The sequence below is a fragment of the Rhodoferax sp. genome (assembly GCF_014859475.1).
GTDB lineage: Bacteria > Pseudomonadota > Gammaproteobacteria > Burkholderiales > Burkholderiaceae_C > Rhodoferax.
In genome coordinates this window covers 1-13,294 of sequence record NZ_JACUUE010000003.1, presented here as the reverse complement: position 1 = coordinate 13,294, position 13,294 = coordinate 1, and the positions used below count along the sequence as shown (strand labels likewise).

At 62.5% G+C, this 13,294-nt stretch carries 12 protein-coding genes; 9 read left to right on the top strand and 3 right to left on the bottom strand.

The features are described from left to right. Window positions 1-70: 70 nt before the first annotated feature. From ribBA to tolA, 8 genes are read left to right on the top strand one after another with little or no spacing between them, the layout of a single operon-like run. Entirely contained in the window at window positions 71-1,186 is a 1,116-nt protein-coding gene (gene ribBA / locus IBX54_RS00530) for a bifunctional 3,4-dihydroxy-2-butanone-4-phosphate synthase/GTP cyclohydrolase II (protein WP_296540710.1), read from the top strand. A 37-nt stretch (window positions 1,187-1,223) separates the two neighbouring features. Next, a complete protein-coding gene (gene ribH / locus IBX54_RS00525; RefSeq protein WP_296540709.1) occupies window positions 1,224-1,700 on the top strand; it encodes a 6,7-dimethyl-8-ribityllumazine synthase in 477 nt (158 codons plus the stop codon). Next, the gene (gene nusB / locus IBX54_RS00520) at window positions 1,697-2,221 is read left to right on the top strand and encodes a transcription antitermination factor NusB (protein WP_296540708.1); all 525 of its coding nucleotides are present in this window, start codon (window positions 1,697-1,699) and stop codon (window positions 2,219-2,221) included. Before ribH ends, nusB begins: the two co-directional genes overlap by 4 nt. A gap of 7 nt (window positions 2,222-2,228) precedes the next feature. Further along, window positions 2,229-3,437 carry a pyridoxal phosphate-dependent aminotransferase gene (locus tag IBX54_RS00515; RefSeq protein ID WP_296540707.1) on the top strand — a complete coding sequence of 403 codons (1,209 nt, stop codon included), beginning with the start codon at window positions 2,229-2,231 and terminating at the stop codon, window positions 3,435-3,437. Next, entirely contained in the window at window positions 3,434-3,862 is a 429-nt protein-coding gene (gene ybgC / locus IBX54_RS00510; protein ID WP_296540706.1) for a tol-pal system-associated acyl-CoA thioesterase, read from the top strand. The genes IBX54_RS00515 and ybgC overlap by 4 nt, the downstream gene beginning before the upstream one ends. Beyond that, window positions 3,859-4,551, top strand: coding sequence for a protein TolQ (gene tolQ / locus IBX54_RS00505; protein ID WP_296540705.1), 693 nt, complete (start codon window positions 3,859-3,861; stop codon window positions 4,549-4,551). Before ybgC ends, tolQ begins: the two co-directional genes overlap by 4 nt. A gap of 13 nt (window positions 4,552-4,564) precedes the next feature. Continuing rightward, window positions 4,565-4,984: a biopolymer transporter ExbD gene (locus tag IBX54_RS00500; RefSeq protein WP_296540704.1), complete on the top strand. Its 420-nt coding sequence runs from the start codon at window positions 4,565-4,567 to the stop codon at window positions 4,982-4,984. Between the two features lie 12 nt (window positions 4,985-4,996). Beyond that, window positions 4,997-5,905, top strand: coding sequence for a cell envelope integrity protein TolA (tolA, locus tag IBX54_RS00495; protein WP_296540703.1), 909 nt, complete (start codon window positions 4,997-4,999; stop codon window positions 5,903-5,905). 350 nt (window positions 5,906-6,255) lie between these two features. Here tolA and dnaE read toward each other — a convergent pair whose 3' ends face one another. Further along, window positions 6,256-9,819: a DNA polymerase III subunit alpha gene (gene dnaE, locus IBX54_RS00490; protein ID WP_296540702.1), complete on the bottom strand. Its 3,564-nt coding sequence runs from the start codon at window positions 9,817-9,819 to the stop codon at window positions 6,256-6,258. A 93-nt stretch (window positions 9,820-9,912) separates the two neighbouring features. Here dnaE and IBX54_RS00485 point away from each other — a divergent pair, with 93 nt between their 5' ends. Then, window positions 9,913-10,554 carry a response regulator transcription factor gene (locus tag IBX54_RS00485; protein WP_296540701.1) on the top strand — a complete coding sequence of 214 codons (642 nt, stop codon included), beginning with the start codon at window positions 9,913-9,915 and terminating at the stop codon, window positions 10,552-10,554. Here IBX54_RS00485 and IBX54_RS00480 read toward each other — a convergent pair. Both IBX54_RS00480 and IBX54_RS00475 read right to left on the bottom strand, forming a co-directional pair. After that, the gene (locus IBX54_RS00480) at window positions 10,542-12,479 is read right to left on the bottom strand and encodes an ATP-binding protein (protein ID WP_296540700.1); all 1,938 of its coding nucleotides are present in this window, start codon (window positions 12,477-12,479) and stop codon (window positions 10,542-10,544) included. The genes IBX54_RS00485 and IBX54_RS00480 overlap by 13 nt on opposite strands. Then, the coding region (locus IBX54_RS00475; protein ID WP_296540699.1) for an ABC transporter substrate binding protein at window positions 12,476-13,294 on the bottom strand (819 nt) is incomplete at its 5' end. The genes IBX54_RS00475 and IBX54_RS00480, both read right to left, overlap by 4 nt.

Genomic DNA, 13,294 nt, shown 5'->3' with positions numbered 1-13,294 from the left:
CGCGCCGAACGATTCAATCAGGCACGCCATGGTCCGGCACTTTTTACCAAAATACAGCTTCAAACACCCCATGACCAAATCACACCTATCAGGCATTTCCCCCGTTGAAGACATCGTTGCCGAGCTGAGCGCCGGGCGCATGGTCATTCTGGTCGATGAAGAAGACCGCGAAAACGAAGGCGACCTGGTTCAGGCGGCTGAACACGTCACTGCCGAATCGGTCAATTTCATGGCCCGTTTCGGCCGCGGTCTGATTTGTCTGACGCTCACCCGCGAACATTGCGAGCGGCTGCGACTGCCGCCCATGACGGCGCACAATGGCGACAAAAAAGGCACCGCGTTCACCGCCTCGATCGAAGCCGCCGAAGGCGTCACCACTGGCATCTCCGCGGCCGACCGGGCCCACACCATCCAGGTGGCCGTGGCCAAAGAGGCCAAACCCGAAGACCTGGTGCAGCCCGGCCACATCTTCCCTTTGCAGGCGGTCGAAGGCGGCGTGCTGATGCGCGCCGGCCACACCGAGGCCGGCTGTGACCTGGCCGCCATGGCTGGCTGCACGCCGGCGGCCATGATCTGCGAGGTCATGAAAGACGACGGCACCATGGCGCGGCTGCCTGATCTGCAGGCGTTCGCCAAGGAGCATGGCCTGAAAATTGGCACCATTGCCGACCTGATCCACCACCGCAGCCGGATGGAGTCGCTGGTGCAACATCTGGGCTTTCGCCCGCTCAACACGGCTTTTGGCGAATTCACTGCCCACACCTTCAAGGACAAGACGGCGCACGGCGTGCACCTGGCACTGGTGCGGGGCCAATGGGCCGACGAAGACGTCGTGCTGGCGCGCGTGCACGAGCCACTGTCGGTGCTCGATGCGCTGGAAGTGGGCCGCACCATGCATTCCTGGAGCCTCGATGCCAGCCTGGCGCGCGTGGCCGCCGAAGGCAAGGGTGTGGTGGTGTTTTTGAATTGCGGCGAAAGCGGCAAACAACTGCTGGCCCAGTTTGACGGCACCGCCAGAGCCGCCCACGGCCCCGAGCGCGGGCGCATGGATTTGCGCAGTTACGGCATTGGCGCGCAGATTTTGCGCGAGTGCGGTGTGCGCAAAATGAAGCTGCTGGGCAACCCGCGGCGCATGCCCAGCATGGTCGGCTATGGCCTTGAAATTGTCGGCTACGTCACCCCCTGACTCGCCACGCCCCAAACATCCCAACAGGAAAACTCCCATGCTGATCGCAAACCAAGGCACACTCGCTGCCACCGACCGCCGCCTCGACGGCAAAAAACGCACCATCGGCATCGTGCAGGCACGCTTCAACGCAGGCATCACCAATGCGCTGGCCACGGCCTGCCGGGCCGAGCTGCTCAGGCTGGGCGTGCTTGAGGAAAACATCACGCTGGTGCAGGTGCCCGGCGCGCTGGAAATTCCGCTGGCGCTGCAGGCGCTGGCTGAAAACCTGAAATTCGACGCCCTGATTGCACTGGGCTGCATCATCCGCGGTGAAACCTACCACTTCGAGCTGGTCGCCAACGAATCGGGCGCCGGCGTGAGCCGCGTCGCGCTGGACTACCAGGTGCCCATTGCCAATGCCATTCTGACCACAGAAAACCTGGACCAAGCCGTGGCCCGTCAGACCGACAAGGGCCGCGATGCCGCCCTTGTGGCCGTTGAAATGGCCAACTTACTGGAAGAAATTGAATGAGCGAATCGAGCCACCCCACGCCCTCCACCCGGCCGCCGCGCCAGTCGCGCAAGGGCCTGACCAGCACCGGTGCGCGCAAGGCCGCCAGCAAGTCAGACCGCTCCCGCGCGCGAGAATTTGCCCTGCAGGCGCTGTACCAGCTGCTGGTGGGTAAAAACGAGGTGGCCGAAGTCGATGCCTTCACCCGCGACCTGGCTGGTTTCAGCAAGGCCGACAGCGTGCATTTTGACGCGCTGCTGCACGGCTGCGCCGAGCAAGCTGAGGCGCTGGACGCACTGATTGTGCCGCTGCTGGACCGCAAGCTGGCCGAGATTTCGCCGGTGGAACACGGCGTGATGTGGATTGGCGCCTACGAGCTGCAGCACTGTGTGGACGTGCCCTGGCGCGTGGTGCTCAATGAATGCGTCGAGCTGGCCAAAGAGTTTGGCGGCACCGACGGCCACAAATACGTCAATGGCGTGCTCAACGGCCTGGCCCGGCAACTGCGCCAGGCCGAGGTGGCGGCCGACCAAGTGCGCTAGGCGACTCATGCGAGTGACCGAACGCGCCCGGCGCATCGAACCTTTTTACGTGATGGAAGTGGCCAAGGCGGCCAGCGCCTTGGCGGCAGAGGTGGCGCAGTCCGAGTCGCCAATGATTTTTCTGAACATTGGCGAGCCCGACTTCACCGCGCCGCCGCTGGTGCAGCAAGCCGCTGCCAAAGCCATCCACGACGGCCTGTCGCATTACACCCCCGCTACCGGACTGCCTGATTTGCGTGAGCGTATCAGCGACTGGTACGCCAGCCGTTTCGGCGTCAAGGTGCCGGCCGGGCGCATTGTGGTCACTGCCGGCGCCTCCGCCGCCCTGCAACTGGCCTGCCTGGCGCTGATCGAGCGTGGTGACGAAGTGCTCATGCCCGACCCGAGCTACCCCTGCAACCGGCATTTTGTGGCCGCCGCCGACGGCACCGCTGTGCTGATTCCGACCACGGCTGCCGAGCGTTTTCAACTCAGCGCCGACAAGGTAACCGAAGTATGGAACGACACGCCCCGCGGCGCAGGTATCGGCAAAACGCGTGGCGTTTTGCTGGCCTCGCCGTCCAACCCCACCGGCACCTCGATTGCGCCCGATGAATTGCGCCGCATTCATGAGGTGGTGAGCCAGCGCGGCGGCATCACCCTGATCGACGAGATTTACCTGGGGCTCAGCCATGACGACCTGTATGGCCACACCGCGCTGGCGCTGGACGACCAGCTCATCAGCGTCAACAGTTTTTCAAAATACTTCAATATGACCGGCTGGCGCCTGGGCTGGATGGTGGTGCCCGAAGCGCTGGTGCCGGTGATCGAGCGGCTGGCGCAAAACCTGTTCATCTGCCCCAGCACCATTGCGCAATACGCGGCACTGGCCTGCTTCGAGGCCGAGAGCCTGGCCGAGTACGAGCGCCGCCGCGCCGAATTCAAGGCCCGGCGCGACTACTTCATCCCGGCGCTCAATGCGCTGGGCTTGCGTGTGCCGGTGATGCCCGATGGCGCTTTTTATGCCTGGGCCGATTGCTCGGCAGCCTGCGCCCGGCTGGGTGTCAACGGCAGCTGGGACTTGGCCTTTGCGCTGATGCAGCGCGCCCACGTGGCGGTCACGCCGGGGCGCGACTTCGGCCAGTTTGATACCGGGCATTTCATTCGTTTTTCAACCGCCAATTCAATGCCCCAGCTGCACAGCGCCATTGAACGGCTCAAGGCCTTGCTGGCATGACCAAGTCGCCTCTTGACAATGAGACTTTCAGCTGGCCGGTGCGCGTCTATTGGGAAGACACCGACGCCGGCGGCATTGTTTTTTACGCCAATTACCTGAAGTTTTTCGAGCGCTCGCGCACCGAGTGGCTGCGCGCCAAAGGCATCGGCCAGCAGGCCCTGAAAGAGGCCAGCGGCGGCATGTTCGTGGTCAGCGATGCCCAGGTGCGTTTCATCCAGAGCGCCAGGCTCGACGACGAACTGTTGGTTACAACTTCGCTGCTGGCGGCCGGGCGCGCATCCATGACAATCCATCAACAGGCGCTGCGGACCAGCGCCGCCGGCCCGCAGTTGTTGTGCGACGCCACCATTCGCGCCGGCTGGGTTAAGGCCGACAGCTTGAAAGCTGCCAGAATTCCGCAAAATATCCTGGACACCCTGACATGAACCAAGACCTTTCCATCTTTCAACTCGTGCTCAACGCCAGCCTGGTAGTGCAATTGGTGATGCTTTTGCTGATCACGGTGTCGGTGGCCAGTTGGGCCGCCATCTTTCGCAAGCTGTTCTCGCTGGGCAAGGTCAAGCAGCTCAACGACACGTTTGAGCGCGACTTCTGGTCAGGCAGCAGCTTGAACGACCTGTTTGCGGCTGCCGCCCAAAACGCCCGCCAGGGTGGCCCGATGGAGCGCATTTTTGCCAGCGGCATGCGCGAATATCAAAAACTGCGCGAACGCCACATCACCGATGCCGCCGCACTGATGGACGGCGCCCGGCGCGCCATGCGTGCCAGTTTTCAGCGCGAAATGGACGTGATCGAAACCCACTTGTCGTTTCTCGCCTCGGTCGGCTCGGTGTCGCCTTACGTGGGTCTGTTTGGCACGGTGTGGGGCATCATGCACGCCTTCACCGGGCTGGCCGCGCTGACCCAGGTCACGCTCGCCAGCGTGGCGCCCGGCATTGCCGAGGCGCTGGTCGCCACCGCTATCGGCCTGTTTGCCGCGATTCCGGCGGTGGTGGCCTACAACCGCTTTGCCCGTGACATCGACCGCATCGCGATCCGGCTGGAAACCTTCATCGAGGAGTTTTCCAACATCCTGCAGCGCAACCTGGGCGCGCAATCGGCCTCGGGGCATTGAGCGGAGGTCAGCCATGCCAGCAATTGCACACCGTGGCCGGGGCCGCCGCACCATCAATGAGATCAACATGGTGCCCTTCATCGACGTGATGCTGGTGCTGCTGATCATCTTCATGGTCACCGCGCCGCTGATTGCGCCCAGCATGATCGACCTGCCCAGCGTCGGCAAGGCCGCCAGCCAGCCCGACCAGGTGATCCAGATCGTGATCGGCAAAGACGAGGCGCTGCAACTCAAGCTCAAGGACAAGACCATCTCAATCGGTCTCAAGGAAATCACCAGCGCGGTGCAACAGGCCCAGGCCGGCGTGCCCAATACCGCCGTGGTCATCAGCGCCGACAAGGCGGTCAGGTATGAAGCGGTGGTACGCGTCATGGACACCCTGCAGCGCGCCGGCATTGCCCGCGTCGGCCTTTCGGTGCAACTCGCCCCTTGATGCATTTTTGCCATGCACACAGCGGCTGATCGACTCGAGTTTTCCCCACCTGACACCCCCGGCGTGGTGCGCGCCTTCATGCTGGCGCTGCTGGCGCACGGACTGCTGGTGGCGGCCCTGACCTGGGGCGTGCACTGGCAGCGCAACGCGCAAATCGTCAACGTCGAAGCCGAGCTCTGGGCCGCCATGCCGGTGGCCGCTGCGCCGCGCTTGCAGGCGCCGCTGCCTGAAACACCCGAACCCATCAAGCCGCCCGTGCTGCCCGAGCCAGCGCCGGTACCGGTACCGGTGCCGCCCCCTGTAGCAGCGCCAGAACCACCCAAGGTGGACATTGCGCTGGAACGGGAAAAACAGCGGCTGCAAAAGCAAAAGCAAGAGCAACTGGCGCGTGAGCAACAGGAAAAACTCAAACAAGCGCAGCTTGAACAAGCCAGGCTGCAGCAGGAAAAGCTGAAAGAAGCGCAACGCAAGGCTGAACAACTTAAAAAAGAACAGGCCCAAAAAGCCAAACTGGCGCAGGAGAAGAAACTGGCAGAGCAACAAGCCAGACAACGCGAAGCCCAACGCGCCGAGCACATGAAGCGCATCGCAGGCCTGGCCGATGCCAGCGGCGCGCCGGGTGCCAGCGGCACGGCGCTCAAATCGGCCGGCCCGTCGGCCAATTACGCCGGGCGCATCGTGGCCCGCATCAAGCCCAACATCGTGTTCACCGACACCATCAGCGGCAACCCGACCGCCGTGGTCGAGGTGCACGCCGCGCCTGACGGCAAGATTCTGGCAAGCAAATTGACGCGTTCCAGCGGTGTGCCGGCATGGGACGAAGCGGTGCTGCGCGCCATCGCCAAGACTGAGGTGCTGCCGCGCGACACCGATGGCCGGGTGCCCTCGCCGCTGGAAATCAGCTTTCGGCCGAAAGATTGATGCGTCATTTCTGTTAACCGTGACCCGCAGCGCACGTCGGGTATCTGACTCCGCGAATGTCCCCAGGCTCGGACTGCTTCCGAGCCTCCTCCTTTATTTCGCTGCGTCAGGCACCCAACGCACGCTGCTCGCGGCGAGTACGCATTTCTTGAACACAGCTGAGCGCGTCCAGCAGTGGGTACGGTATTGGGTACGGTATTGGGGACTGCCGATGTCGCAAAGCGAAGCGCGTCTGAGGCTGTCGCCAATACCGCACCCGCTGCCAGCACCAGCCACGCATCAAATTCATTCGCGGCGAGGGCGCCGCTGCTACAAAGAAAGAGAGCGGCAGCATTGTTTGACGGGACGCTCTATTCGTAAACAATTTCAGCCGTGCCGGGCGCAGCCTGCGCCCACCAGCTCGCCAGCGCGGCATCGCTGGGGTAAAAGCGGGCTTGCTCACCGAGCTGCAACTCGGCCAGGGCGACACCTTCTTCGCCCTCACAGCGCAAGGCCAGCCGCACCCCCAGGCCACGCCATAGCTCGCCCTGCTCGGTCTGCTCCTTGCGCGCCGGAAAGTCTTTCAGCAGCCGCGCCATGTCCAGCTTCAAACCCTGCGGGCCGGTGCTGGCGCGCACATGCAGGTGCTTGCCAAAGTGGCAGCGCGCCTGCTCCAGGCTCCAGATTTGCGTCACGTTGAGCTGCATGCCGCCTGAAAACCGATCATCGCGTTGCTTGCCCATGACGATGATCAGCTCATCGTCCTTGAGCAAGTCTTTGTGAGTGTTGAGCAGCGCTTCTTCAACGCGCGTGTCGATCACCCCGCTCTTGTCGTCGAGCTTGAACAGCGCCAGTTTGCCGCGCTGACCGTTGACAATGCGCAGGTCGGTGACGATGCCCGCCACCAGCTGCGGCTCGCGGGTGTCGATCAGGTCGTCAATCGCGCGTTTGGCAAAGCGGCGCACCTCGGCCACCACTTCGTCGAACAAATGCCCTGACAAGTAAAAGCCGAGCGCGGTTTTTTCATAGACCAGGCGCTCTTTCACGCCCCACGGCGTGGCCGGCACCAACTCGGGCTCCTGGGTACTGGAGCCATGGTCGTCGTCGCCGCCCAGGTCAAACAGGCTGAATTGGTTGGCATTGGCCAGCGTGGCGGCACCAAACTCAAACGCCAGATCAACGCTGGCCAGCAGGCTGGCGCGGTTGAGTTCGAGCGCATCAAAAGCGCCGGCCTTGATCAGGGCTTCGACCGTGCGCTTGTTGATGCGGCTGCGATCGACCCGGGCGCAAAAGTCAAACAGGCTCTTGAACGGCCCCACCGTGTCGCCCTTGGGGCCGACGCCGCTGCCCTCGCGCGCCGCCACGATGGCTTCGATGGCCTGCTGGCCGCTGCCCTTGACGGCGGCCAGGCCGTAGCGAATAACCTTGTCCGAGACCGGCTCGAAACGGCCCACGCCCCGGTTCACATCGGGTGCCTCAAAGCTCAGGCCCATCTTGAGCGCGTCTTCGAGCAACACCTTAAGCTTGTCGGTGTCGTCCATTTCCACCGTCATGTTGGCGCAAAAGAACTCGGCCGTGTAGTGCACCTTGAGCCAGGCCGTGTGGTAGGCCAGCAGCGAATAGGCGGCGGCGTGGCTCTTGTTGAAGCCATACCCGGCGAACTTCTCCATCAGGTCAAACACCTCGTCGGCCTTGGCTTGATCGATGTCGTTTTTGGCAGCGCCGTCGCGAAATATCTGCCGCTGCCTGGCCATCTCGGCCGCGTCTTTCTTGCCCATGGCGCGGCGCAGCATGTCGGCGCCTCCGAGCGAGTAGCCGCCCAGAATCTGCGCGGTTTGCATCACCTGTTCCTGATAGACCATGATGCCGTAGGTTTCGCTCAACATCTCGGCCACCAGCGGGTGCGGGTAAATCACTTCTTCGCGGCCGTGCTTGCGCGCCACGAAGCTCGGGATCAGGTCCATCGGGCCGGGACGGAACAGCGCGTTAAGCGCGATCAGGTCTTCGAGCCGCGTCGGTTTGGCATCCTTGAGCATGCCCTGCATGCCGCGCGATTCGAACTGAAACACGGCCTCGGTCTTGCCCTCCTGAAACAATTGATAGACCGCGTTGTCATCAAGCGGAAGATTTTCGAAGGCAAATGCTTCCTGGCCGGGATGGCGCTGCACGATGAACTTGCGGGCCAGCTCCAGAATGGTGAGCGTGGCCAGGCCCAAAAAGTCGAACTTGACCAAGCCGACCGATTCCACGTCGTACTTGTCGTACTGGCTCACCGCCGAGTCGCTGCCGGGCTGCTGGTACAGCGGACAAAAATCGGTAAGTTTGCCCGGTGCAATCAGCACGCCGCCAGCGTGCATGCCAATGTTGCGGGTCAGGCCCTCGAGCTTGCGCGCAAGCTCCAGCAGTGTGCGCACATCCTCCTCTTTGGCCTCGCGCTCGGCCAGGATCGGCTCGGCTTCCACGGCATAGACCAGCTTGTCGTCTTTTTTGCGGTCAGCTGGCGGCAACTGCAGCGTCACGGCCACACCGGGCTTGTTGGGAATGAGCTTGCTGATGCCGTCGCAAAAGGCGTAGCTCATGTCGAGCACACGGCCCACGTCGCGAATGGCTGCGCGCGCCGCCATGGTGCCGAAGGTGGCGATCTGGCTGACCGCGTTCTTGCCGTATTTGTCTTTGACGTAATCGATCACGCGGTCACGGTTGCCCTGGCAAAAGTCGATGTCGAAGTCGGGCATCGAGACCCGCTCGGGGTTCAAGAAGCGCTCGAACAGCAGCTTGTAACGCAAGGGGTCGAGGTCGGTGATCTTGAGCGCATAAGCCACCAGCGAGCCGGCACCGGAGCCGCGCCCGGGGCCCACCGGGCAACCGTTCTTTTTGGCCCAGTTGATGAAGTCGCCCACAATCAAAAAATAGCCCGGGAAACCCATGCCCAGAATGGTCACCAGTTCAAAGTCGAGCCGCGCCAGATAGCGTGGCATTTCTTTTTCGCGCTGCACCGGGTCAGGGTACAGGTGCGCCATGCGCTCCTTGAGGCCCTCACGCGAGGCGTGGCGAAAGTAGTCATCGGCGGCCATCACCACGCCATCGACCGGCGGGATCGGAAATTCGGGCAACTGTGGTTTGTCGAGCACCAGGCTCAGGTTGCAGCGCCTGGCAATCTCGACGCTGTTGGCCAGCGCCGAGGGCACGTCGGCAAACAGCGCCTGCATTTCTGCCGTCGATTTGAAATACTGGTCGCGCGTGAAGCGGCGCACGCGCCGCGGGTTGGCCAGCAATTCACCCTCGGCTATGCAAACGCGCGCCTCATGCGCCTCAAAATCTTCCGCTGCCATGAACTGCACCGGGTGCGTGGCCACCACCGGCAAGCCCGAGCGAAAGCCCAGTTGCACCGCCGCCGCCACCTGCGGCTCGTCTTCCGGGCGACCGGCGCGCTGCAGTTCCAGATAAAACCGGTGGGTGAACACACCCGCCAACTGCAGCGCGGCGTCGAGCGCGCGCGCCTCGTCGCCTTGCAACAAGGCCTGGCCCACCGGGCCGGCCTGCGCGCCCGACAGGCAGATAAGCCCGCCATTGAGCTCCCTGAGCCAAGCCAGCGAAACCGTCGCCTGGGACTTGCCACCGTTTTGCGTCCAGGCGCGCGCCAGCAGTTCGGATAAATTGAGGTAGCCGGGATGGCTTTGCACCAGCAGCAGCACACGCGTGAATTGCCCGGTTTCCTTGCCCATGCCCTCCAGCCAGACCTCGGCACCGATGAGCGGCTTGACGCCGCGCTTACGCCCTTCCTTGTAGAACTTGATGGCGCCAAACAGGTTGCTCAGGTCGGTGATGGCCAGCGCGGGTTGGCTGTCGGCAGCGGCCGCTTTGATCACCTCGGCGATGCGGGTGGTGCCGTCGATGACAGAATATTCGGTGTGCAGGCGTAAGTGAACAAACATGATTCGTCAAGTATGATGATTAAAACAGTTAAGCATTGCAAGAAGCGCCTGTTTTGAATGTTGGATTGTAAAAAGACCCCCAAGGCGAATATCTTGAAGATTCTCGTGGTTGACGATCATGCGCTAATCCGTGAAGGGCTGTGCCAGGTGCTGCAGGGGCTCAACCCTGACGAAGCCACCGAGGTATTGCAGGCAGCCACTTGCGCGCAGGCGTTCGAACTGGCCCACTTCAACCCGGAGCTTGATCTGGTGTTGCTCGATTATCGGCTGCCCGACATGAGCGGCCTGGCGGCGCTGGAAATCTTCGGCCAACGGCACCCCGAGCTGCCGGTGGTGATTTTGTCGGGCTCGGCCAATCCCGGCGTGATGCAAAAAGCGCTTGTTCTCGGGGCCGTTGGTTTTGTCACCAAATCCTGTTTGAGCGAGACCTTGCTGAGCACCCTGCGCAACATCCTGGATGGGCAAATTTGCTACCCCAGCCAGTTCAGCCCGCTCGATGATGCTGCGGGCGGTGCCGCCACGCCACCGGTACTCAGTTCACGCCAACTCGACGTGCTGTGCCTGCTGCTGGGTGGCCTGACCAACCGCCAGATCGGCGAGCAACTGTCGCTGGGCGCAGAGACTGTGAAATTCCACGTCAGCAACATCCTGCGCATTTTTGGCGCCAGCACCCGCACCCAGGCCGTGCTCGAGGCCAAACGCTGGGGCTACGATCAGGCCTCTCACACCCCCTGAGCCGCCAGCAGGCGACGCAGCAAAATGCGCAATTTGGCCGGGCGCACCGGCTTTTGCAACAAGGTCAGTTGCGCCGCTTGGGCAGCCGACAGCAAAGCCGGATCAGCATCGCCGCTGATCAGACAGGCAGACACCTGGCAGCCCAGTTGTTGGCGCAATGTTGCAATTGCTTCGATGCCATGTGAAGCGCCATTGAGACGGTAATCGCTGATGATGATGGCCGGCAAAAAGCCGCTTTGCAGCGCCTGCTGCGCTTCTGGCAGACCACCTGCCTGGGCCACCTGGTAGCCCCAGCTTTGCAACAACTCGACCAGTGCCTGGCGCACCAGGTCATCGTCTTCAATTACCAGCACGGTGTCGCTTTGCGCAGCCTGCTGCCGGGTTGGCTCTGGCCGCAGTGCATCGGCACGAGCCGCCTCTGGTGCCGCGCGGGGCAGTGTCAGGCAGATGCGCGTGCCCAGGCCCAAGCGCGAGGAAAGCTGCAAGGGATGCTTCAGCAGCTGACAGCTTTGCTGCACGATGCTCAGGCCAAGGCCCGTGCCTCCGGCACGCTGGCGCCCTGGATTGCCCACCTGAAAAAACGCCTTGAAGACAGCTTGTTGATGTTCTGGCGCAATGCCCATGCCGTTGTCCCAGACTTCGATGCGAACTTGTGCCGGGTCGGCTGTTGGTCGGCAAGCCACCAGCACGCCGCCCCGGTCGGTGTAACGCAGCGCATTGCCCACCAGGTTGAGCAAAATGCGGTACAGCAAGGCCGCATCACTCCTGACCCACAGCGTACTGGGTCGAATACGCAGGCGCAGCCCCTTGTCCTGTGCCACGGGTGCAAGATTCTGGCCCACGCGCTCAAACAATTCCTGCAGGGGAAAATCCTGCAATCTGATCTGTACCGCCCTGGCTTCAAGGCGCGAGATGTCGAGCAGGCCATCAAGCAAGTTTTGAATCGCGCGCACCGATGCCTCCAGACTATCAACCAGCTGGCGTGTCGGGGCGTCGTGCTGAAGCTGCGACAGGCGCGCCACAAACATGCCCAGGGCATGTATGGGTTGGCGCAAATCGTGGCTGGCAGCGGCCAGGAATCTGGATTTAGCCTGCGTTGCCAGCTCGGCTTCTTCCTTTTTTTCACGCAAGGCCTGGGTCACCGTGGCCACCTGGTGCTCCAGCTCCTGCTGCACATCGGCCAGGCGATTGGCCATGTGCATCAGGTTTTCCTGGAGTTCATGGAGCGGGTCATTTGCCGGGGTGTTCGCCTGCACCTGGGCAGCCACGGCAAAATCACCATGCCCGATGCGTTCGATCAGATTCGAGACCCGCATCATCGGGCGAATCACGCCAGCGCTGAGCCTGGCCGCCAGCACCACGCCAAACAGCAAACCCAGAACACTGATCAGCCCCCCCAACATCAAGATATCACGCTTTTTCTCGGTCACCGACTGGCGTGAAAACTTTACCACCACCTGGCCCAGAGGGGCAACTTGTCCACTGTTTGAGGCATTGGGTTCCTCATACAAATCATCGAGCTTGAGTCCGCTGGCATAGACCACCTGCGTCAACACATCGGGCAGATACTGATCGTCGATGTCTTGCCCCGCCGACCGGGAAGGCGCGGGCAAGCCAGGTTCGCCGCTATTGCCGGCGCTGGCCAGCATGCGGCCCTCGCGGTCCACGATACCAACCCAGCGCACGTCGGGTTCGCGCAAGGCACCGCGCGCAATCAATTGCAACTGCTCCTGGTTGGCTGCAAACAGGCCAAATTCGCTGGCCAGCGCAAGCTGTCGCGCCACCAAGCGGTTACATGACTGGTAGCTGTCATTGATGTCTTCAAAACGCGACATCAGGAAGACGCCCGACAGCAGCAAGCAAAGCAGCGACACCGGCAGCAGCGCAGCCAGCAGCATTCGCAGCCGGATATCGGGTGTTTTCATGGGTTCTGCGCCTGTCGTTTCAATGCCAGCCGCAAAGACTTGCCATCCAGCGACAGCGCCAGCACGCTGGCCACCTGGTCATTGACGCTGATTTCAAAATCGTCGGGCTCGAGGGCCTTCGCTGGCAATTTCCGGCTGGCCAGCACCTCGAGCACCCAATGGGCAGCCTGGCTGCCCGCCTGTGCCGGTGTGCTGTACAAGGCCAGCAGCGCGCCGGCACGCACATAGGCGGGCGAAAAGGCAATGAGCGGCACATTGGCGCGGATGGTGGTCAGCAGGATGTTCTGAATGCTGTTGCTGTTGAAAACCAGCGGATCGGCCTGCGCCAGCAAGACATCGCTGACCTCAATGACCGACTGCAGGGCAGAAAACAACGCGCTGTCGTCATCCACCCGGGCGGCAACCAGTTCCAGGCCGTTGGCACTGGCCGCAGCCAGCAAAGCAGCGCCCCTGGACCAGGAGTCGGGCCCCAGCAAGGCGCCGACTCGTCTGGCCTTGGGTAGCGCCAATCGAATCAGCGCCATCTGGCGATTCAGCGGTTGATCCAGATAAACGGCATTGAATTGTGGCGACAGCTTGCGTCCGGTATCAAGCAACACGCGCTCAAAGGCGCTGCGCGGCACCAGGGCACTGAGCACGGGCGCTTTCGAGCCGGATTTGCCCAAGGCCATCGACGCCTGCACGCCCAGCGCCACCCAGACCTTGGGTGCTGCAAGCCTTGCCTCGGGAATGCTGGCAAGGTCAGCCACGTGGTACATCTGGATCGCGGTTCGCGGCACACCCTGGCTTTCCAGTTGTCCGATCAAGGCCTGGGC